Annotated in this window: 22 protein-coding genes; 8 read left to right on the plus strand and 14 right to left on the minus strand. The window is 44.7% G+C overall.

Translation table 11 applies throughout. The features are described 5' to 3' along the window. Positions 1 to 3: 3 nt before the first annotated feature. The gene (locus GKR71_RS15715; RefSeq protein ID WP_036949968.1) at positions 4 to 1,533 is read left to right on the plus strand and encodes a DHA2 family efflux MFS transporter permease subunit; all 1,530 of its coding nucleotides are present in this window, start codon (positions 4 to 6) and stop codon (positions 1,531 to 1,533) included. Positions 1,534 to 1,630: 97 nt separating this feature from the next. Here GKR71_RS15715 and paaY read toward each other — a convergent pair whose 3' ends face one another. From paaY to paaA, 13 genes are all read right to left on the minus strand, one after another. Further along, positions 1,631 to 2,224 (minus strand): phenylacetic acid degradation protein PaaY, encoded by a 594-nt coding sequence (paaY, locus tag GKR71_RS15720; RefSeq protein ID WP_036949970.1) that lies wholly within the window; start codon positions 2,222 to 2,224, stop codon positions 1,631 to 1,633. 22 nt (positions 2,225 to 2,246) lie between these two features. Next, positions 2,247 to 3,188, minus strand: a complete 942-nt coding sequence (gene paaX, locus GKR71_RS15725) for a phenylacetic acid degradation operon negative regulatory protein PaaX (protein ID WP_036983814.1) — start codon at positions 3,186 to 3,188, stop codon at positions 2,247 to 2,249. Between the two features lie 153 nt (positions 3,189 to 3,341). After that, entirely contained in the window at positions 3,342 to 4,655 is a 1,314-nt protein-coding gene (gene paaK / locus GKR71_RS15730) for a phenylacetate--CoA ligase PaaK (protein ID WP_132496859.1), read from the minus strand. 68 nt (positions 4,656 to 4,723) lie between these two features. Beyond that, positions 4,724 to 5,926 (minus strand): 3-oxoadipyl-CoA thiolase, encoded by a 1,203-nt coding sequence (pcaF, locus tag GKR71_RS15735; RefSeq protein ID WP_036948369.1) that lies wholly within the window; start codon positions 5,924 to 5,926, stop codon positions 4,724 to 4,726. Further along, a complete protein-coding gene (gene paaI / locus GKR71_RS15740; protein WP_036948371.1) occupies positions 5,923 to 6,363 on the minus strand; it encodes a hydroxyphenylacetyl-CoA thioesterase PaaI in 441 nt (146 codons plus the stop codon). Before paaI ends, pcaF begins: the two co-directional genes overlap by 4 nt. After that, positions 6,360 to 7,928 (minus strand): 3-hydroxyacyl-CoA dehydrogenase, encoded by a 1,569-nt coding sequence (locus GKR71_RS15745; protein WP_154634541.1) that lies wholly within the window; start codon positions 7,926 to 7,928, stop codon positions 6,360 to 6,362. Before GKR71_RS15745 ends, paaI begins: the two co-directional genes overlap by 4 nt. Before the next feature lie 2 nt (positions 7,929 to 7,930). After that, positions 7,931 to 8,740: a 2-(1,2-epoxy-1,2-dihydrophenyl)acetyl-CoA isomerase PaaG gene (gene paaG / locus GKR71_RS15750; protein WP_154599856.1), complete on the minus strand. Its 810-nt coding sequence runs from the start codon at positions 8,738 to 8,740 to the stop codon at positions 7,931 to 7,933. Positions 8,741 to 8,742: 2 nt separating this feature from the next. Then, positions 8,743 to 9,516: a 2,3-dehydroadipyl-CoA hydratase PaaF gene (gene paaF / locus GKR71_RS15755; protein WP_036948377.1), complete on the minus strand. Its 774-nt coding sequence runs from the start codon at positions 9,514 to 9,516 to the stop codon at positions 8,743 to 8,745. Positions 9,517 to 9,525: 9 nt separating this feature from the next. After that, the gene (paaE, locus tag GKR71_RS15760) at positions 9,526 to 10,581 is read right to left on the minus strand and encodes a 1,2-phenylacetyl-CoA epoxidase subunit PaaE (RefSeq protein WP_154599857.1); all 1,056 of its coding nucleotides are present in this window, start codon (positions 10,579 to 10,581) and stop codon (positions 9,526 to 9,528) included. A 10-nt stretch (positions 10,582 to 10,591) separates the two neighbouring features. Then, positions 10,592 to 11,092, minus strand: coding sequence for a 1,2-phenylacetyl-CoA epoxidase subunit PaaD (paaD, locus tag GKR71_RS15765; RefSeq protein WP_036948382.1), 501 nt, complete (start codon positions 11,090 to 11,092; stop codon positions 10,592 to 10,594). A 5-nt stretch (positions 11,093 to 11,097) separates the two neighbouring features. Then, positions 11,098 to 11,856, minus strand: a complete 759-nt coding sequence (gene paaC, locus GKR71_RS15770; RefSeq protein ID WP_036948384.1) for a 1,2-phenylacetyl-CoA epoxidase subunit PaaC — start codon at positions 11,854 to 11,856, stop codon at positions 11,098 to 11,100. Positions 11,857 to 11,866: 10 nt separating this feature from the next. Continuing rightward, on the minus strand, positions 11,867 to 12,154 hold the full coding sequence (paaB, locus tag GKR71_RS15775; protein WP_154634542.1) for a 1,2-phenylacetyl-CoA epoxidase subunit PaaB: 288 nt from the start codon (positions 12,152 to 12,154) through the stop codon (positions 11,867 to 11,869). 20 nt (positions 12,155 to 12,174) lie between these two features. Beyond that, entirely contained in the window at positions 12,175 to 13,113 is a 939-nt protein-coding gene (gene paaA / locus GKR71_RS15780) for a 1,2-phenylacetyl-CoA epoxidase subunit PaaA (RefSeq protein ID WP_108478685.1), read from the minus strand. A 326-nt stretch (positions 13,114 to 13,439) separates the two neighbouring features. On the opposite strand from paaA, the gene paaZ reads away from it, so the two are divergent. From paaZ to GKR71_RS15795, 3 genes are all read left to right on the plus strand, one after another. Beyond that, positions 13,440 to 15,500: a phenylacetic acid degradation bifunctional protein PaaZ gene (paaZ, locus tag GKR71_RS15785; protein WP_036948391.1), complete on the plus strand. Its 2,061-nt coding sequence runs from the start codon at positions 13,440 to 13,442 to the stop codon at positions 15,498 to 15,500. Between the two features lie 124 nt (positions 15,501 to 15,624). Further along, positions 15,625 to 15,867, plus strand: coding sequence for a type II toxin-antitoxin system ParD family antitoxin (locus GKR71_RS15790; RefSeq protein ID WP_006663118.1), 243 nt, complete (start codon positions 15,625 to 15,627; stop codon positions 15,865 to 15,867). After that, positions 15,860 to 16,153 carry a type II toxin-antitoxin system RelE/ParE family toxin gene (locus GKR71_RS15795; protein WP_154599858.1) on the plus strand — a complete coding sequence of 98 codons (294 nt, stop codon included), beginning with the start codon at positions 15,860 to 15,862 and terminating at the stop codon, positions 16,151 to 16,153. Before GKR71_RS15790 ends, GKR71_RS15795 begins: the two co-directional genes overlap by 8 nt. Before the next feature lie 44 nt (positions 16,154 to 16,197). Here the strand turns inward: GKR71_RS15795 and GKR71_RS15800 are convergent, their stop codons facing one another. Continuing rightward, positions 16,198 to 16,509 carry a monooxygenase gene (locus GKR71_RS15800; RefSeq protein ID WP_108478687.1) on the minus strand — a complete coding sequence of 104 codons (312 nt, stop codon included), beginning with the start codon at positions 16,507 to 16,509 and terminating at the stop codon, positions 16,198 to 16,200. Positions 16,510 to 17,579: 1,070 nt separating this feature from the next. On the opposite strand from GKR71_RS15800, the gene GKR71_RS15805 reads away from it, so the two are divergent. From GKR71_RS15805 to GKR71_RS15820, 4 genes are all read left to right on the plus strand, one after another. Continuing rightward, positions 17,580 to 17,855, plus strand: a complete 276-nt coding sequence (locus tag GKR71_RS15805; RefSeq protein WP_154599859.1) for a helix-turn-helix domain-containing protein — start codon at positions 17,580 to 17,582, stop codon at positions 17,853 to 17,855. Positions 17,856 to 17,972: 117 nt separating this feature from the next. Further along, a complete protein-coding gene (locus tag GKR71_RS15810) occupies positions 17,973 to 18,485 on the plus strand; it encodes a fimbrial protein (RefSeq protein ID WP_154599860.1) in 513 nt (170 codons plus the stop codon). 179 nt (positions 18,486 to 18,664) lie between these two features. Beyond that, positions 18,665 to 19,414, plus strand: a complete 750-nt coding sequence (locus tag GKR71_RS15815) for a fimbrial biogenesis chaperone (protein WP_154599861.1) — start codon at positions 18,665 to 18,667, stop codon at positions 19,412 to 19,414. A 15-nt stretch (positions 19,415 to 19,429) separates the two neighbouring features. After that, positions 19,430 to 21,898 carry a fimbria/pilus outer membrane usher protein gene (locus GKR71_RS15820; RefSeq protein WP_154634544.1) on the plus strand — a complete coding sequence of 823 codons (2,469 nt, stop codon included), beginning with the start codon at positions 19,430 to 19,432 and terminating at the stop codon, positions 21,896 to 21,898. The last annotated feature ends 6 nt before the right edge of the window (positions 21,899 to 21,904 follow it).

The raw sequence follows: 21,904 nt of genomic DNA on the forward strand, positions 1-21,904 counted from the left end.
CCCATGGCTGATATTCAACCGCTAAAAGGGGCTAAACTCGTCTGGGCGACTATCGCTCTGTCTCTGGCGACATTTATGCAGGTGTTGGACTCCACGATTGCTAACGTGGCTATCCCGACAATTGCGGGAAATCTTGGGGTGTCTGTCTCTCAGGGGACGTGGGTGATCACCTCGTTTGGGGTATCGAACGCCATCTCTATCGCGATTTCCGGTTTTCTAGCCAAACGGTTTGGGGAAATAAGAGTCTTCCTGTGGGCAACGGCACTGTTTACGCTATTTTCATTACTGTGTGGATTTTCTGATAGCCTTGGCATGCTGATTTTATTCCGTGTGCTACAAGGGGCGGTTGCTGGGCCTGTTATTCCGCTCTCGCAAAGTCTCATCATGCGGTGTTATCCGCCTAAAATGCAGAATATGGCATTGGCATTTTGGTCGATGACCATTATTTTAGCCCCTGTTTTTGGACCTATTTTTGGCGGCTATATTAGCGATAACTTCCATTGGAGCTGGATCTTCTTTATGAATATCCCTCTTGGGATCTTCGTGATCATTGTTGGCTCGATCATCCTCAAGGGAATGGAATCGACAGTGGTTAAAGTGCCATTCAATGTGATCGGTTTAGCGTTGTTATCTGTCGGTGTGGGCTGCTTGCAGGTATTGCTGGATAAAGGGAAAGAGCTCGGTTGGTTAGCGTCCAATGAGATTGTGATTCTTGCCGTGATTTCCACGATTGCGCTGGTGTTTATGGTTATTTGGGAACTGACCTCCAAAAACCCAATTGTCGAATTATCACTGTTTAAATCCCGCAATTTTACCATCGGGACGATTTCGGTCAGTTTGGCGTATATGGCGTATTTTGGGGCGATCGTACTTTTGCCGCAGCTGCTGCAAGAAGTGTACGGCTATACCGCAACATGGGCGGGGTTAGCACTCGCGCCAATCGGTCTTTTGCCAGTCTTGTTCTCAGCACCTGTCGCAAAACTCTCTGACTTTTTAGATATTCGCTGGATAGTCACCTTTAGCTTCGTGTTTTATGCCATTTGCTTCTTCTGGCGCGCCTATACTTTTGAGCCATCCATGGGGTTCGATGCCGTTGTCTGGCCGCAGTTGGTGCAGGGGATGGCGGTAGCCTGTTTCTTTATGCCGTTGACCACCTTGACGCTGTCGGGGCTGCCTCCTGAAAAATTAGCCTCAGCTTCCAGCTTGGCGAACTTTTTCCGTACGTTGGCGGGCTCAATTGGGACATCGATCACCACCACACTGTGGAGTGATAGGGAGGCAGTGCATCATAGCCAGCTCACTGAATTTATTACGGATTACAACCCAGAATCCCTCGATATGTACCAAGGAATGGCGGCGCATGGCATGACCACGGAGCAAACCTCCGGCTTTATTGCTCAGCAGATCACTAGCCAAGGGCTGATTATCGCGGCGAATGAGATTTTCTGGTTATGTGGCTGGGTGTTTATCGCGTTGATTGTGACGGTGTGGTTTGCGAAGCCGCCGTTTGGCAGCAAAGCTAATAAATCATAAATACGGCGAGTCATTGATGGAAATAAGGGCGCGTGAGTGATTGGCACGCGCTTTTTTATGGCAGGTTTTTACACAATAGTTTTTACAGAATGGTTTTTTACAGTCTGGACTTTGGAACAACATCGTCAAAGGCCAGTTTCGGGCGGTTAGGCTCTTCCTCCGTCAGCGGCGTCACTTCTTGGAACGTATTGAGGCAGCGGGTCACTAAGGTTTGGTAATCCAGTGTCCCCTTGCTTTTCCATTCAATTTCTTGCTCTGACAGGCTACGCAGTACTTTAGCGGGTGTTCCAACAATCAAACTGTTATCGGGGAATTGTGCATCCGCTTTGATAAATGCACAGGCGCCAACAATAGAATTTTCGCCCACTACCGCGCCATCCATCACCACGCTGTTCATGCCTATCAGTGCATTACGTTTAATATGGCAGCCATGCAAAATAGCCCCATGACCGATATGTCCATCTTCTTCAATGATAGTATCGAATTGCGGAAAACCGTGCATCACGCAGTTATCCTGCACATTCGCCCCATCTTTAATAATCAGTCGCCCAAAGTCCCCACGTAAACTGGCGTTAGGTCCAATATAAACACGTTTTCCAATCACGACATCGCCAATGATCACGGCGGTAGGGTGAACAAAACTTTCAGGGCTGACTACAGGGGTAATACCGTCAATTTGATAAAATGGCATAAAGGCTCCTTTAGCATAATGATTATGCGGCTGCTAGCTCCCGAAGAATACCGCCAAAACGTCGATAATAGGCGCTGGAGGGTTGTGGAAGTTCCCCAACGGTGGTTTCGCATAAGCCGGTAACGTACTGGGTGGCACCTTGGTCGATACGCTGGTAAATATTGGTGCACAAATGGCGCGCAATGTGTCCTTCCCACTGTGCAGGAAGCAGCTCATCGGGCAGCAACGGGTCTTTTAATATCACGCGGCGATAAAAATGGATCAGTAATAGGCGTAGCTGGAAGCATAATTCAGGGGAAATCGCCTGTTCTCCATGCTCTTTCAGTAATAATGCGACTGGGCGGAATAAGCTGATAAATTGATGATAATGCTCTGAAATTTCAGGGAGAGACCAGGCATCAAACACTAACTCTTTTAATTTTTTCTCGGAGCGGTTGAAGGGATAATCGGCACGGAAGTAAATGACTTGATCAGCCGCGTTTAACTCCCCCAGTAAGGCGGGAATGTCGCTTTGTGTCCGGCTTGGCGCTGCCATCAAGCCGCTATTAAATTGCCCAAACCCGAGCCAACCAAACTCTTTTTTAAGGCGAATCTTTTCATCTTTATCTGCGCTTTCCAGCAGCAATAAATCCCATGTTCCATCCCATTCAGGTTGTTCGCTGAGGTAAATCTTGCTTTCCGCTCGACGAAAGCGATTTTGCCCACGCTCTGAAATACGGTAATAGCTACGGCGTCCTATTTTCTCGACATCCAGCCAGTTTTCTTTTTGTAGACGAAATACGGAAGTACGCACAAAGCGGTCGGAAAAACCCATAGGCTCAAGCAATTTGGTCAGGCTACCTAGCCAAACCTCGCCCCCACGGTGGTGCAGGGCATCCCCATATAGGGAGCTGATAAGCGATGTTCCGCTGATAGGTTGGCTCTCGATGGCGTAGTGTATAAATTGGCTGAGTTTGGTTTCCATTATGCTTTTATCCCTAAAATTAATGTATCAGGTACTTGGCAAATCTTAGACAAAAACCAGAAGGTTGTCTTGTTTTCATACCAAAGAGTGTGAGCATTGTGAGGAAACCTGCCGAGAGGCGTATTCATTATGAATACACCTCATTCTCGGAGATTAAATGGCAATTCGTGTATCAATCACTCGTTGGGCTTTGCCTTGTGAGCGGGGGATATCCCCACAGTTGACTATGCTTACGCGGGTGCTGATCCCCACCATGGATTTAATACGGTGTTTGAGGTTGTGGCAGATATTACAGCGTTCATCAAAGGTCAGTTGTTCAGGGTGTTTGAGCTCAACACGAACAGAGAGGTTATCCATGTTGCCTTGGCGACCGATTTCCAGCTGGTAGTGTGGAGATAACTCTTTGAATTGCATAATTTGCTCTTCAATTTGAGACGGGAAAACGTTCACGCCACGGATAATCATCATGTCATCGGAGCGCCCCGTGATTTTTCCGATACTGCGCATCTGGCGGTTTCCACCGGATTTTAGGTGAGTAAGGTCGCGGGTTCGATAGCGGATCACTGGCATGGCTTCTTTTGTAAGGGTAGTGAACACTAACTCACCATGCTCCCCATGACCGAGGGTTTTTAGGCTATTTGGGCAGATAATTTCAGGGTAAAAGTGGTCTTCCCAGATAGTTGGACCGCTTTCGTCGGAGTCTGCACACTCCATGGCAACGCCAGGTCCCATCACTTCAGATAAGCCATAAATATCTAAGGCTTTGATCCCCAAGCGAGTTTCAATTTCAGTTCTGAGGGATTCTGTCCACGGTTCTGCTCCAAAGACGCCAATTCTTAGTGAGCACTTACTAGCGTCTCCGCCCATGATTTTCTCAAGTTCGTCGATAATACTAAGGCAGTAAGATGGCGTTACCATGATGATATCGGGCTTAAAATCGACAATCAGCTGCGCTTGTTTCTCGGTTTGACCGCCGGACATGGGAATAACTGCCGCGCCAAGACGCTCAGCACCATAGTGTGCTCCGAGTCCGCCAGTAAATAGCCCGTAACCGTAAGCAACGTGGACTTTATCCCCGCGAGTGGCACCCGCAGAGCGCAGGCTACGAGCGATTAAATCTGCCCAATTATCAATATCTTGTTGGGTATAACCGACAACCGTCGGGCGCCCTGTGGTACCGGAAGAGGCGTGAATACGGATAATTTGATCCATTGGTACGGCAAAAGTATCGAATGGGTAGTTTTCACGTAAATCCTGCTTTGTGGTATAGGGAAATTTTTCGATGTCGCTAAGCTGTTTAAAATCGTCAGGGTGTACGCCTGCGGCATCGAATTTTTTGCGGTACATTGGCACATTTTCGTATGCGTGAGTGAGTGTCCACTTCATTCGTGAGAACTGCAACGCCTCGATCTCATCGCGGGAAGCAAACTCGATCGGGTCGATATTATCGTGTTGTGTCATGCTCATAATTGCCAATCCTTATTATTATTGATACTTGCCTGAACAGGTGTAGGGGAGTCAGGCAGTTTTGTTATTCAGACGCGTTCAATAATCATTGCAATACCTTGACCCACACCGATGCACATGGTGCATAACCCGTAGCGACCTTGCTTGCGGTGCAGTTCATTCATGGCGGAAATCACCAAGCGAGACCCGCTCATACCCAGCGGATGCCCTAAGGAGATAGCCCCACCATTGGGGTTAACCTGTGGGGCGTCATCTGGCAGACCTAAGCCCCGTAATACAGCCAGTGCTTGAGCGGCAAAGGCTTCGTTAAGTTCAATCACATCCATTTGTTCGATAGTCAGCCCTGCCATTTTCAACACTTTTTGAGTGGCAGGCAGAGGGCCGATACCCATTAAACGCGGTTCGACGCCACAGGTGGCAGTGGCAATCACTCGCGCTCGTGGGGTTAATCCTTGCTGCTTGGCAACCGCTTCGGAGGCGATGATTAAGGCTGCGGCGCCATCATTGACTCCAGAAGCATTGCCTGCGGTGACGCTGCCATTTTCACGAAACGGTGTTTTTAGTTTTTGCAGCTGTTCGTGTGTGGTTTCAGGGCGTGGGTGCTCATCTTCAGTGACTTGCTTCTGTGCTTTGCGCAATGTCACGGTGACGGGAACAATCTCTTCGGCAAAGATACCTTTAAGGCGAGCCGCTTCGGTGCGCTGTTGGCTGCGCAGGGCAAAGGCATCTTGGTCTTCGCGGCTGATATTGTAGGTGTGCGCCACGTTTTCCGCGGTTTCTGGCATGGAGTCGGTGGAGAATTGCTGCTCCATTAATGGGTTGATAAACCGCCAGCCAATAGTGGTATCAAAAATTTGCGCTTGGCGAGAAAAGGCAGAATCTTGTTTTCCCATCACGAACGGCGCGCGGCTCATGGATTCTACACCACCGGCAATCATCAATCCCGATTCCCCTGCTTTGATACTGCGAGCGGCAAGAGCTATGGCATCTAAGCCAGAGCCACACAGGCGATTGATGGTGGTGCCGGAAACTGAAATTGGTAAGCCAGACAGTAGCCCCGCCATTCGCGCGACGTTGCGGTTATCTTCCCCCGCTTGGTTGGCGCAACCGAGGATAATGTCATCGGTCAGTGTCCAGTCCAGTTGTGGGTTACGTGCCATCAATGCTTTAAGAGTGACGGCAGAAAGGTCATCGGGACGCAGTGAGGATAATGCGCCGCCATAGCGACCAATCGGGGTGCGAATACCATCGCAAATATAGGCGTCATTCATGAGGCTTCTCCAACTAAACGGTGACCTAAACGGTGGGAACGGCCTTGAAACAGCGCCAGTGGCTTGCCATCTTGGTTGATGATCTCTACTTCATACAGCCCGCTGCGCTTACCTTGGTGCTGCATTTTTGCGGTGGCAGTCAGTACATCCCCTTCAAAACCGGGGCGCAAAAAATCGATAGAGCACATAGAGGCGACGGCGGCATAACCTTGGCTGTTGCAGGCATACGCAAACGCGGTATCTGCCAGACTAAACAACTGCCCGCCGTGGCAGGTTTTATGCCCGTTAAGCATATTGGGCATAACCACCATGGTGAGTTGCGCATAGCCTTCAGCAACATCTTCAATCACCATGCCCATGGCTTTAGCGCAAGTATCATCGCGATACATGGCATGTGCCGCTTGTTGAGCGAGGGTGATGTTGGGCAGTGAATTCATGACAACGCCTCCAATGAGAGTGATTGAAAACCGGCAGCAAGCTGGCGTAGTAATGGGTTGGGGCGATAGCGCGTGTCCCCATAGAAATCAGTTAACTGTTCAAGGGTGTGCAAAATATGTGACCAACCGATTTGCGCGCCCCATGCTAATGGCCCTTTCGGGTAATTCACGCCGAAACGCATCGCCAGATCAGTATCTTGGGCGCTTGAGACCCCTTTATTCACCACATCCAAAGCCTCATTGCACAACATGGCAACGGTACGCAGGGTTAACAGTGCAGGGTAGTCCGGCAGCACAATCACTTGCTTACCGAGGGACTGAAAAAAGGCAATCGCATCTTGGTTTTGCTGGTGGCTATTTTGTACTGCGCAACTGATAGCGATAGTGGTTGCCGCAACGTAGTTGGCGGATAAATCAAATTGCACTACGGGCTTATCAAGTTTTTGCACAAGGGTGGATGTCATTTCACCATTTGTTAACATAATAATAACTCCGTTAACAACCAGTGAGGGTGACGGGCGCGTTTTTTGTTCAACTTCTTCGAGGCAGATCCCGTTTTGCTGTAAGAGTTGCTTAAGTTCAGGAAATATTTGCCAATTTCCATAGGCTTTGATGTCGAGCTGGCGAGGCTGTGTCACGGCAGGCGCAATATCGACCCGAGATGCGGATTTATTATGATCATCATGATTATCGGCGGTGTAATCATAAAATCCGCGACCTGATTTACGTCCTAGGTGCCCTGCTTGTACTAATGCCAATTGCGCAAAGGCGGTTTGGAAACGCGGGTCATAGCCAAATGCTTGGAACATGGATTCTGTCACGGCGTAATTAACATCATGTCCGATTAAATCGGTGAGCTGCAAAGGACCCATGGAAAAGCCTCCAGCATCACGCATGACACTGTCTAATGTGGCGGGGTTGCCCACTTGCTCTTCTAATGCGCGTAAGGCTTCTGCATAAAAAGGTCTTGCTACACGATTAACAATAAAGCCTGGCGTGGAGTGGCAAATCACCGGAATTTTATTGAATGACAGTGTCAGGGTTTTTAGGATTTCAATCACGTTCTCCGCGGTTTCGAGTCCGCGGATCACTTCTACCAGTTTCATCACGGGGGCAGGGTTAAAAAAGTGCAATCCAGCCATACGCTCAGGGTGTTTGAGTACGCTGGCAATTGCCGTGATAGATAATGACGAGGTGTTGCTGGAAAAAATAGTATTTTCGCGGCAAATGTCTTCAAGTTCACTGAAAATAGCCTGCTTAATGGCAAGTTTCTCTGCGACTGCTTCAATCACTAAATCGGCGTCAGCAAGGGCGGCAAGACTGTCGACAACATGGAGGCGATCAAGGGTTTCTTCCGTGCATTTGGCGTCGGCTTTTCCTTGCTCAACGCGTTTGCGTAAACGAGTGGTGAGTGCTGTTAAAGATTGCTGCAACACTTGGGCGTTCACGTCAAAAATGTGCACTTGTAGACCTACACTCGCAGCGACTTGCGCAATTCCAATCCCCATAGTACCTGCACCAATCACAGCGACATTTTGTATTGATGAGCTTAGTGAAGTCTTCATGGTTATTTCCCTTGGAACGTCGGTTCACGTTTATTTAAAAACGCATCGACGCCTTCGCGATAATCTTGGCTGCGCCCGCCTAAGCGCTGTAAATCTCGCTCTAAATTGAGCTGCTCATCAAGGGTATTGGTGGCGGCACTGTGAATCGCTTTTTTGATCAGCCCCAACCCATAGGTCGGTTGAGTTGCAAGGTGCTTCGCGAGGTTGTTGACGGTGGTGGCGAGTTGGTCATTTTCCGTGACTTGCCAAATCATACCCCACTGCAATGCTTGTTCCGCGCTAATTTTATCCCCTAGCATCGCCATACCCATGGCACGAGCACGACCGACTAATTGCGGTAAAAACCAGCTTCCCCCGGAGTCAGGCACCAGCCCAAGGCGGCAAAATGATTGAATAAAGCTGGCACTTTTCGCCGCGATAACAAGATCTCCCGCAAGAGCAATCGCCGCACCCGCGCCTGCGGCAACGCCGTTCACGGCACAAATAATCGGTTTGGGTAATGCGACTAAACGGCGGATCAGCGGGTTGTAGTAGGTTTCGACGGAAAAGCCCAGATCAGGGGCTTTGGATCCGACGGAGACATTACGATCGTTAAGATCTTGCCCCGCACAGAATCCACGGCCCGCTCCGGTGATCACTAAGCAACGGACGGTTTCGTCTTGTTCGGCGATTTTAATGGCTGCGCTCAGCTGGCGATGCATCTCATCGTTAAAGCTGTTTAGGCGGTCAGGGCGGTTTAAGGTAATCGTGAGCACCCCATTTTCCAGCGTTGTAAGGATCATCTCGTCGGTGATCACAGTGTCATTTATCATGATTAGCGTCCTGTAAATTGGGGGGATCGTTTTTCGAAAAAGGCGGCGATCCCCTCTTGGCGATCGTCAGTACCCGCAAGGCTGACAAAGTATTGGCGCTCCAGTTTTAAGCCTTCGGTCAGGTGAGTTTCTTGGGCGCTCACTAGCGCAGCTTTGGCGGCGTTTACGGCTAAAGGCGCATGACCTGCAATGCGTTTGGCAATGGCTTGAGCGCGTTCAAGGGTGAGTGCGTCCACACACACTTCACTGACCAATCCGGCTTGTTGGGCTTGCTCAGCGCTGATGGTTTCTCCGGTAAGTACCATCTGCATTGCAAGGGATTTACCCACGGCACGAATAAGTCGCTGAGTACCGCCCGCTCCGGGGATCAGTCCAAGGGTAATTTCCGGTAGACCAAAGCGAGCGGATTCCCCTGCAATAATGATGTCGCTGGCGAGCAATAACTCGAACCCCGCGCCTAACGCATAGCCATTAGCGGCACAAATAATCGGCTTACTGATTTGCGCAAAGCGGCGCCAAACTTGCGGACGTTTATCTGTTATAGCGCTGGCAACGGTTTGCTGCTGAAGCTCTTTAAGATCAGCCCCTGCGGCAAAGAAACGCGGATTACCCGTGATGACGATAGCGCCGATATTGTCGTCGGTTTGCGCATGTTCAAGATGCTTAACCAGTAATTCAAGGCACGGTGTACTCAGTGCGTTGCGCACATCGGGGCGATTAAGCGTCAGCGTCAGAACGCGGTGATGTTGTTGAGATAAAATCCAATTATTTTCCATTGCTCATCCCTACACATCAAAGTCCAATACCACGCCATCCCCTTTTGGCCATGCTTGGCAACTGAGGATATAACCGGCGGCAATTTGGTCAGGTTCGAGACTGTAGTTCACGCCCATTTCAACTTCTCCTGAGCGCAACTTACATTTGCAAGTGGCGCAAACACCGCCTTTACAGGCATAAGGCAGGTCAGCGCCTTGGCGCAGTGCGGCATCGAGGATGCTGTCATCTTGCCCATCCATATTGATATTTAAGGTGCGCCCATCTAATTGAAGGGTGACTTGGCGGTTTTCGCTGGTGGCAAGGGTCGGTTTGAATTTCGCGCCAGAGGTATTAAAGCGCTCAGTGTGTACGCGCTCTTGTGCCATGCCGTGATGAATTAAGGTTTCTTGAACCTCATCCATCATGGACTCTGGACCACAAATAAAGGCGCGGTTGAATTGGCTAAAATTGAGAAGGGATTTTCCTAAGGCACTAAGTTGTTGCGCATCAATGCGCCCGCTGAGCAACGCGCTTTCTTGAGGCTCTTGGCTAAACAGATACAGCACTTGAAAACGGGTGGCAAAGCGGTTTTTTAAGTCAGCGATGGCTTCTTTGAACATCACTGAGCGGCTATTGCGATTACCGTAAATCAGCACAAAGCGGCTATTTGGCTCGGTTTGCAGCGTAGCTTTGATGATGGATAACAGCGGGGTAATACCGGAGCCTGCCGCCACGGCTAAATAGTGTCCTTGTTGCTGGCTATCGGGTTGGTAGCCAAATTGCCCTTGAGGGATCATCACTTCTAAGCTATCTCCAACATTCAGTTGTTGGTTGATAAAGTTAGAAAATCGCCCTTCGTAGATAGCTTTAACGCCAATTTTGAGCCCGTTTTCATCGGGGGCGCTACAAATGGAGTAGCAGCGACGAAGATTTTCGCCATTAATCGCGGCTTTTAGCGTCAAATGTTGACCTGGGCGGTAACGATACTGCGCTTGCAGCGATTCAGGAATATGAAAGGTGACCGCCACAGCATCGGGTGTGTCACGATCAATAGCGGCAATACTTAAACGGTGAAAGACAGTCATGAGTGTGCCCTTAAATACATTTAAAGTAATCAAACGGTTCTAAGCATTCGTTGCAGCGATATAGCGCTTTGCAGGCGGTAGAGCCAAACTCGCTAATTTTTTCCGTCTGTTCGCTGTCACAACGTGGGCAACAAATTGCCCCAGTATGTTCAGGATGCTCACAGGCAACGCCTTGTGGGGGCGCAATGCCAAATTCACGTAAGCGCCTTTTGGCATCTTGGTTCATCCAGTCAGTGGTCCATGCGGGGGTTAATACTACTTCCACATCCACAGGCGAGAAGCCCGCGCTATCGAGAACCGTTTTGATTTCATTGATTAAAAATTCGGTGGCGGGGCAGCCTGAATAGGTTGGGGTAAACCCAATTTTCCAGCCTTGTTCGGTTGGCTTCACATGGCGCACCATACCAAGATCAGTAATAGACAGAGCCGGCAATTCAGGGTCTGGGATCTGCTGAAGTTGCTGCCAGATCTGATGAATATCGGGGGATTGAAGTTGCATTCTCTGTTCCATCACTATCACCATTGGCTGTTGGGGTAAGCGCGTTGCACAAATTGCAGCTGCGTGAGAATTAAACCGAGGTGCTCAGTATGGCTGCCTTGTTTACCGCCTAATCGGTAAGCTGCTTGTTCAGGCAGGCTGAGAGTGGCTTCTTCAAAGGTTTCATTCACAGTTTGCAGCCAAATATCGCGCAGCGTACGCGGGTCAACGGCAATGCCTGCCTCGCTTAATGCCATTTCAATGGCATCGGCATGGAACAATTCACCGGTAAAGCGCCATAAGCGGTTGATAGATTGCTGCAATTTCTGCTGGCTCAGTGGGGTGCCATCCCCTAAACGGATCATCCATCCACGACTAAAACGTAGATGGTACAAGGCTTCTTTAAGGGATTTTGCGGCAATGGCGGCCAGCTGCGGGTCGCGGCTTTGGGTCAGTGCGCTGTAAAGAGGCACATGGTAGGCATCGATAAAAAACTGGCGAACGAGGGTGTCGTTGAAGCCGTCATTTGGCTGCTCAACAAGCAGTAAATTGCTAAATTCACGCTCATCACGCAAGTAAGCCAGCTTATCTTCGTTGTAACCTGCGCCTTTGAGTTCAGCGGCGTAGCTAAGAAAGTTGCGCGCTTGCCCCAGTAAATCTAAGCCGATGTTAGATAGCGCTAGGTCAATTTCGATTTCAGGGGCGTGACCACACCACTCACACAGGCGTTGTGCCAGAATCAGTGGGGTATCTCCGAGGCGTAACACATAATGTTGGAGCTGCTGTTTTTCGGTCATTTCAAGCTCCTTACATGTTTTTGATGCCATCAGGGATGGTGTAAAAGGTTGGATGGCGGTAAACCTTGCTGTCCGCGGGGGCAAAAAATTGATCTTTTTCATCAGGTTGAGATGCGACCAAATGGGCGGCTTTGACGACCCAAATGGAGCAGCCTTCACTACGGCGAGTGTAAGCATCGCGGGCATTTTCCAACGCCATTTGGTCATCGGCGGCATGTAAACTTCCCACATGGCGATGGGCTAAACCTTGTTTACTGCGAACAAACACTTCGTACAGTGGCCAATCTTGATTGTTCATGGTCTTTTCCTTCTTGGTGGTTAAGCTGCAGATTTAATGGCTTTTTGTTTTTGGCTGTGAGCCATTGCGCCTTCACGCACCCAAGCTCCGTCTTCCCAACCTTTGCGTTTCGCATCAAGGCGTTCTTGGTTGCAGATCCCTTGCCCTTTAATCACTTGGTAGAACTCTTCCCAATCAATCTCACCAAAACGGTAGTGACCTAGCGCGTCATCCCAGTGCAGATCAGGATCGGGGATGGTCATGCCAAGGGCTTCCACCTGCGGCACGGTGTTATCCACAAATTTCTGGCGCAGCTCGTCATTACTGAAGCGCTTGATTTTCCACGCCATACTTTGCGCGCTATGAGGGGAGTCAGAATCATTCGGACCAAACATCATTAATACTGGCCACCAAAAGCGGTTGATAGAGTCTTGCAACATGGCTTTTTGCTCATCAGTCCCTTCAGCCAGTGCCATGACGGCTTCATAACCTTGGCGTTGGTGAAAACTCTCCTCTTTGCAGATTTTTACCATCGCACGGGCGTAAGGTCCGTAAGAAGCGCGGCACAGTGCCACTTGGTTAACTATCGCTGCACCATCAACCAGCCAGCCAATCACGCCCACGTCCGCCCAATTGAGCGTCGGATAGTTGAAAATGGAGGAGTATTTCATCTTTTCGTCGAGCATTTTTTGGTAGATATCTTGGCGAGTACATCCCAACGTTTCTGCGGCGCTATAGAGGTACAAACCGTGTCCTGCTTCATCTTGAATTTTTGCCAGCAGAACAGCCTTACGGCGTAGGGTTGGGGCGCGAGTGAGCCAGTTAGCTTCCGGCAGCATGCCAATCACTTCTGAATGGGCGTGTTGCCCAATCTGGCGAATGAGGTTTTGTCTGTAAGCATCGGGCATCCAATCTTTTGGCTCGATGGCGATGTCGGCTTCGATTTTGGCATCGAAGTGGATTTGGTTTTGCTCGCTCATTGTTATTTTCCATTAAAGTGATTCATAAAAATTAAGCTAATGTAAAAATATGGAACACATTTATTTAACATTAATGCTAGGAATAGTTAACAATAAGATCAATGCTGTTTGTGGGGTTTTTGCGATTCACCTCACAAGTAATTAAATTATATTCATATAAATCAATGTAATGAAATCATCATTTTTTGTTTGGTTCTTGCCGCAAACATTCAAATTAACCCTATTTGTATTTTATTTGTTAAATTTCGATTGGCATCTATGATTGTTTATATGATACATATTTAATATCTAAATCTAGTTTATTGTCGTTTTTCTGGAGATGGAACATGCAACATTTAACAAGTTACATTATGGGGAAGTGGGCAACGGGAGCAGGGGAAGGTCGTCCGATTTTTCATGCGCTGACCAATGAAGCACTCTATGCCGTGACCTCTGAAGGACTACCGTTAGCGCAAAGCTTACAGTACGGGCGTGATGTCGGTGGCGAGGCGCTAGGGAAATTAACGTTTCAACAGCGTGGAGAGATGCTTAAAGCAGTTGCTCGACATTTACTTGCCCATAAAGAGGCGTTATATGTCATTTCTGCCCAGACTGGCGCCACTAAATCAGACAGTTGGGTGGATATCGAAGGGGGGATCGGCACCCTATTTTCCTATGCGGGACTGGCAAGCCGTGAGCTGCCGGATGATACCGTGTGGTCAGAAGACGAGATGATCCCGCTATCAAAACAGGGGCAGTTTGTTGCCCGCCATATTTTAACATCGCGCCGTGGCGTGGCTTTGCACATCAATGCGTTCAACTTTCCGTGCTGGGGTATGCTAGAAAAACTAGCGCCAACGTGGTTAGCGGGGATGCCTGCTATTATCAAACCTGCCACCGCATCCGCCCAACTGACTCACGCAATGGTGAAACTGATGATGGAGAGCGGGTTAGTTCCCGAAGGGGCGATTCAATTAATTTGTGGCGGCGTTGGGGATATGTTCGACCACTTGGATTTTGAAGATGTGGTGACCTTTACAGGCTCAGCTGGCACTGGACAAAAACTCAAATCTCACCCGCGCATCAATCAAAAATCTGTGCCTTTTACCATGGAAGCGGACTCATTAAACTGCGCCATTTTAGGTTCAGATGTTCAGCCTGAGCAACCTGAATTTGCACTGTTTATCAAAGAAGTGGTTAATGAAATGACGACGAAGGCAGGGCAAAAATGTACTGCAATTCGCCGCATTATCGTCCCTAAAACTCAGTTGGAAAATGTGAAAAATGCCCTCCTAAAACGCATCTCGAATGTCGTGGTGGGTGACCCTGCTGCCGAAGGGGTTCGAATGGGCGCATTGATTAACCTTGAACAGCGCCAAGATGTGCAGGACAAAGTGAATTATCTGCTAGCCAATGGCTGCGAACGCTTATGTGGTGGTAGCTTTGTCAATATGCAGGTGGTGGGTGGCGATAGCGAGAAAGGGGCATTTTTCCCACCGACATTGCTGTACTGTGCCGAGCCATTTGTGCATCAAGCGGTACACGAAACCGAGGCGTTTGGTCCCGTGGCGACATTAATGAGTTATGACGGGTTAGATCAAGCGGTGCAATTGGCGGCGCTAGGAGGCGGAAGCTTAGTCGGTTCGCTGGTGACTGCCGATAGCCAAGTAGCGCAGACGGTGATCCGCGCAACGGCACGGGCGCATGGGCGGATGTTTATTCTGGATGAAGCGGCATCAAAAGAATCCACGGGGCACGGCTCACCTTTGCCAATGTTGGTACATGGTGGACCGGGGCGTGCTGGGGGCGGTGAAGAGCTGGGCGGCTTACGAGCCGTAAAACATTATATGCAGCGCACGGCACTTCAAGGCAGCCCATCCATGTTGACTGCGATTAGTAAGCAGTGGATGCGCGGCGCTGAGGCTATTGCTGATGTAGTACATCCGTTCCGTAAATATTTCGAAGAGTTAGTGATTGGCGACACTCTACTGACCGCGAGACGCACAGTAACTGAAGCGGATATTGTGAATTTTGCCTGTCTCAGCGGGGATAATTTCTATGTGCATGTGGATAAACTTGGCGCCGAGCAATCCATGTTTGGTGAGCGCATCGCCCACGGTTATTTTGTGGTATCGGCAGCAGCAGGGCTGTTTGTGGATGCGGGAGTCGGGCCTGTTATCGCGAACTATGGGATGGAAAACTTGCGTTTTATCGAGCCAGTCAAAATTGGCGATACCATCCAAGTGCGCTTAACGTGCAAGAAAAAGATCAAAAAAGCCCAGAAAAAAGCCGAAGATAAACCTAATGGAGTTATCGAGTGGGATGTCCAAGTGTTTAATCAGCACAATGACATTGTGGCGCTGTACAGTATTTTAACGCTTGTGGAGCGTCGCCACGGGGATTTTTGATGCTGTGGTAGAGGGCGAAGTTATCAGAGAGGGCAAATGCCCTCTTTTTCGCTGGCTGGAAGCAACAGAAATTCATTGCTATAGTTGTATGACTGAGTAATACAATTCGATGGCAGGTGAGTTTATGGCGAGAGTAACAAGTGTGACATTGGGGGAGCATTTCAACCGTTTTATTGGCGATATGATCCAGTCTGGCCGCTATGGTAATACATCAGAAGTGATAAGGGACGCATTGCGTATGATGGAAGAGAGAGAACAACGCCTTGAGTATGTGAGAAAGATGGTATTGGATGGACTGAATTCACCGGAAAGTGAAAGCAGCATGGATGACATTTTTGCCAGAGCGGAAAAGGATTTAAATGTATAAAATTTCTCAAGTTGCGGAAGAGGATATTTATCAAATTGCTCGTTACACAATACGGCAGTTCGGTGTCAATCAAGCGAAAAAATACCATAATGAATTAAAAAAAACGTTTGAGTTACTGGCTAGTTCGCCATGGATAGGTAAAGAATGTCATTGGGTATGTGAAGGGATGAGGCGATTTGAGTTTAAAAAACATTCCATTTATTACATGCCCCAAACCCCATTTATTTTTATCTCCCGCGTTATTCATCAATCTGTGGATGTCGATGAATTGGATTTTACTGAGTAAATTTTAACGGGATAAGAGAAGGCAAAATGCCCTCTCCATTAAAACTATTTTTGAATAAATTGTGCTTGGTTAAGCTGGCTGAGTGCGGTATTCACACTAAAAATTTGCCCGCTGACTTCAGGTACACCAAAGGATTTGAGTCGCGCACTGTGCATCTCGAGATATGCTTGCGCATCGGCTTGGTTAGCAAATAAGTAAATGCCTCCCGCCCGTTGAGTTTGTTGGTTTTCAGTCCAAATCTTCCAAATAAACCCCGGCTCTTGGTTAATGGATTGCGCTAATCCTTCCATTGCCGTTGCCATCTCTTCACCCCATGGGCCTTGGTATGGGAAATCAACCTGTAAAATCACCTGCATTATTGCCTCCTATTGTTGTTGTCTGATTATCATAACCAGTAATTTTTATTTAGGATTGATCAAATTGGGGATTGGGGGAAAAAAGTGTAGGGAGTACGGATATTTACTATTTTTTCATAGGTTATTACATATTCAGCATGGTGTGTTTCGGTGTTAGTACGGAAAATATTGGTGATGGAGCTGAATGAGCGGTGGATACAGAAAGAATTTAATCATCGATTTAGCTATACGGTATGCAATATAATTTAATAAAAAACAAAGGGTTATAATATTTACTAACCAGATAAGAATAATGGTGAATTGCTACTTAATTTATGTTGGAAATGGAAATGGGTTATTCTATTAATTTTCACTTATATTTTAATTTCTTTATGAACAATTCAGGCAAACTTAAATATATTGAATCCGCTTCTGCGGGGTAGTTATACACCAAAATGGAGTAACTATTGTATTATAAGAATAATAAAAATCATTTACTTATTTTATTGATAATCTGTAATTTATTAACATGAATTATTTTTGATGATTTCAATGTCAGTTATAAAAATAATTTTTAGATTTTTTTATAATTTGTCTGGAAAGTGAAATAAATAAAAGATATGTAAAAATAAGTATTTTTATTATTACATTAACAAAAAATAATTCTTTACTCATTTTCAAATCATTATCTGACGGCTATATTTAGATGTTTTTTAATAAGGATTTAAATTAGGTATATACATGATAGCTATAGCACTCTAAAAATGTAACTAAAATGTTATATATTAGATTATAAAATGAGTTTTTTTGGATTTAATGTCGATATTATAATTTAAAGTAGGTGTTTTATCTTATTTGTCTCGTTTAATTTTATTGATTTAGGTGTTAATTCTGCCTGTGTGTTGTTTTGTAACATTTTGTTTAAATTGATTTTATTTTTGTGAGAATTGTATGGCTAGAACAAGTAATTGCTTAATTTCAATTTACTCTTTAATGAGTGAGGTTATTTGTCTTTAAACTTTAAGTGGGTAATATGTTTGCTATGAACCAGTCTGAATCAAGTCATGAATAATTAATTCAGAGGTACCCTCATGGAAATGGAAAGATATAAATACTCATTGGAAATTGGTCAAAGAATTAAATCACTCAGATTACAAAATGGTTGGAGTGGTGAAGTGTTAGGAAAGATAACAGGAATAAGCCAACAGCAAATCTCGCGTTTCGAACGAGGAATAAATAGACTTGATGTTGAATCATTAGTTAAATTTGCCAATGCATTTAATGTGAGCATCGCAGTTTTATTATCAGATTATGATAAGGCAATTTATGAAAAAAACATATTCATTGCAAATTCTATAGTTATTTAGTTTTCGGAAGTTGTACTAAAGGGATTTAGCTAAAATCTATTTATCAATATAGGTTATTAATTATCCTTATTACTATTAATAAAGGATAGCATTCGTTTTATTCTACAAAGGTCAAATATGAAAAAATCTCTTTTAGTTTTGTTAGTTACATCTTCAATTTCGGCATCAGTTATGGCTGAAAATGGTGTTATTACTTTTAATGGTGAAATTACTGCAACAACTTGCGATATCTCTTCAAGTGAGGGCAGCAAAGATTTCACTGTTACCTTACCTAAAGTCTCAACAACGGCGTTAGCAAATGCTGGGGATATTGCCGGTGTAACACAGTTTGATTTGCTATTATCAAATTGTACTTCAAACGTCGCTGTAGCAGCCAACTTTGAAAATACAACAAATACGGATACTAGCAATGGAAATTTAAATCCAACACAAGGTCCTGCGGGTGTCCAAATTCGTTTAGCTGATGCTGCAGGTACGCAGGCTGTAGTTAATGGCGGTGTAGCAGGACAGACAACTATTGTTAGCGGTAGTGCAACATTACCATTCCAAGCTTACTATTTTGCTAAAACCCCGGTTACTAACGCAGGTGTTGTTGTAGCACAAGTGAACTATTCAATTACATACCCATAAGTGTAGTAATGTCAGAGAAAATACCCTCATGATATAGATAATCAGCAAAGTGGAAATATATTTCCCACTTTGCTGTATTAAAAAATTAATAATGATTTTTAATTAATATAATGATTATTAATTTCAGTACCTCAGGAAAATATTTTTAATAAAGTAGATGATTTCAAGGTTAGGTCATTATGATAACTCAAGCATCAATCAGAAATAAAATTATTTTATTTTTCTCATTATTTGCTATATCAACATCGATTTATGCTAGTGTGATTATAAATGGCACTCGCGTGGTTTATAATGAAAACTCTAAAAGTAAAATTGTACAACTCGTTAATGAAAATAAATGGCCAGCACTTGTTCAAGTGTGGTTGGATAATGGTAACCCCGATGAGCCGCCTGAAAATATTAAAACACCATTTGCTATTACTCCACCTATTTTTAAAATGGGATCAAACTCAGGACAAAATTTACGCATAACCTATCTTGGTGAACCATTACCTAAAAATAAAGAATCCATCTATTATTTAAATATATTAGAAGTTCCACCAGAAAATGAAGATGCGATTGAAAAACAACAAAATACCATGCAAATTGCGATTAGGACGAGAATAAAATTATTTTTTAGACCCGAAGGGATTGGTATGCCTGCGTTAATAAATGAAAAGCTCAAATTTTCATTTGAGAAATCAGAGAAAGGTAATAGGGTTTTAGTAAAAAATGATTCACCATGGTATGTTACTTTACAGGATATTACCATTTCGAATAATTCAAAAAAATTAAAATTAGAAAATAATATGGTGGCGCCATTCTCAACCATTTCACTTGGTAATGAAAATGGTAATTCGATACCGAATGAATTTCTTAACTCTAAAAAAATGAACTACAGCGTAATTAATGATTACGGTGGTGTAGATTCATATGAGTCGAATATATAACAATACGGTATTGATATGAAAATTAAATTAATATTTGCACTTGTATCCTTGAGTTTAGGAATGAGTAGTTTTTCTTTTGCTATTGAACAAATTCAGAATGAAAAAAAATACTCATATAATGAAGGCTTTTTAGTTGGTAATGCAAAGTCTATTTCTATTGACAAAATTTCAGAAGATCAAATTTCTCCTGGAGATTGGTCGGTTGATATTTATCTAAATAATGAATTTATTTATAACAAAAATATTTTATTTTATGAGAATGATAAAGGTCGAGTTATTCCTTGCTTAACTCTAAATGAGATCAATAGCTTTAATATAAAGCCGGAATTTTTGTCGTTAGTGAAATCAAATGGTCAATGTGAAGATCTTTCCGCGCTTTCAAACGATGTAAAAATTAATTTGAAACAAGATGTTTTACGGTTGGATATATTGATTCCTCAAGCAATGATGGAAGAATATGCTCGTGGCTATGTACCCATTAACTCTCTCAATGAAGGAGTCCCTGCACTATTTATGAACTATAACGTCAATGCTTATAGTAGTCGTAGTCATGGTGAGAATGAGCATTCTGCCTATGGAAATATTAATGCAGGACTAAATTTAGGATTATATCGAGTCCGTCATCAATCAAATATTCAATACAACCAAAATGATAAATTTCATCATGAAAGTATTAGAACTTATATTCAACGCGCATTCCCTCAAATTGAGAGTGAATTAACCGTAGGGCAATCATTTACTAGTGGTAGTCTTTTTGACAGTTTTTCCTATACAGGTGCAGAGTTAGCTACCGATAATCGCATGCGACCACAATCTTTACAAGGATTTGCCCCAACAGTTAGAGGAATTGCCAATAGTAATGCGCGAGTAAAAATTATTCAAAATGGTTATACGATCTATGAAACGAACGTATCGCCAGGCGAGTTTGTGATTAATGACCTTTATGCCACGGGTTATGGTGGTGATTTAACCGTAGAAGTAACCGAGGCAAATGGTAGTATCTCAACATATATTGTTCCATTTGCCACAGTTCCTGGTTTATTGAGACCTGGACAGGTTGATTACAGTATTGTGAGTGGTGAATTGCGAGGGCCAAACACATCTTCAAATGTATTTGTGCAATCAACCGTGCAATACGGTTTAAATAATATTTTAACTCCATTTGTAGGTATGCAATACACCAATAAATATCAATCAGGAATGCTAGGTTTAGCGGTTAATACTCAAATTGGTGCTTTTAGTTTTGATATGGCTAGCTCAAAGTCTCAATTAAATAACAATGAAACATATAAAGGCACACGAGCTAGGATGACTTGGAATAAAGATATCCAATCTACAAGCACTAACATTGCGTTAGCAGGCTACCGTTATGAATCACAAAATTATTTAAGTTTATATGAGGCAGATACATATCGTGATAGCTATTTATATAACGGTGAATCAATTAACCCAAGGAAAGCTCAATATGTTTTAACCGTCAATCAGAGTCTAGCTTATTACGGTTCCATATATGTGAGTGGGGCACTACAAACTTGGCGTGATAACTTACCAGATAGTAAGCAATTACAAGCTGGCTACATGAATAATTTTAAAGGTATCGGCTATAGTCTTACTTATATGAAATTATATCGTAATGGTGAGCAAGGTAGTGATAACAACTACATGTTGAGTGTCACAATACCGTTTTCTCTTTGGTATCCTGAACAAAATACGGTTTTAAGTAGCTCTGTGACACGTTCTGATTCTAGTGATCGTTGGTCAAATAATACCAGTGTGAGTAGTTCTTTTGGTGAGGACAATTCTATTTCATGGAATGCGACAGCAAGTGATGTTGGTCATTCAAATAGTAATTTTTCAACGAGTATTCAAAAAGAGTTGTCATCAGCTTCGGTGAATGCTGGGTATTCGCAAGGGCGTGATTATAGTTCACTCTCGGCAGGTGCAAATGGCGCATTTGTTATTTACGAGGGGGGGGCTATCCCTTCACGTTATTTAGGTGATACGTTTGCGATTGTTGAGGCAGAAGGTGGTGAAGGTGCATCTATATCTTCATGGAGTAATATTGTTTTGAATAAGCATGGGCAAGCTGTTGTTCCATCGCTAATGCCATACCAATATAATACTTTATACCTTGATTCTCAAAATATGAGCTCAGATGTTGAGATTGATAATAATATGGCAAAAGTTGCGCCTTACGCTGGAACTGCTGTATTAGTTAAATTTAATACCCAAAAAGGCATTAATATTTCTTATCGAATTTTATTACAAGATAAATCAGCTATACCATTTGGCTCTGATGTCTATGATAGTTCCAATAATAAAATTGGTTTAGTTGGTCAGGGTGGGTTAGTTCATTTTATTTCTCAATCTGATAGTGGCACTATTTTTATTAAATGGGGCGATAAAGAAAACCAACGTTGTAAATTAGATTACAGCATTTCTAATAAAAATACTGTCTCTGATTCTATTTGTTATTTTTATTGAGGTAAA

This window comes from Providencia sp. wls1922 (genome assembly GCF_009706505.1).
Lineage (GTDB): Bacteria > Pseudomonadota > Gammaproteobacteria > Enterobacterales > Enterobacteriaceae > Providencia > Providencia lanzhouensis.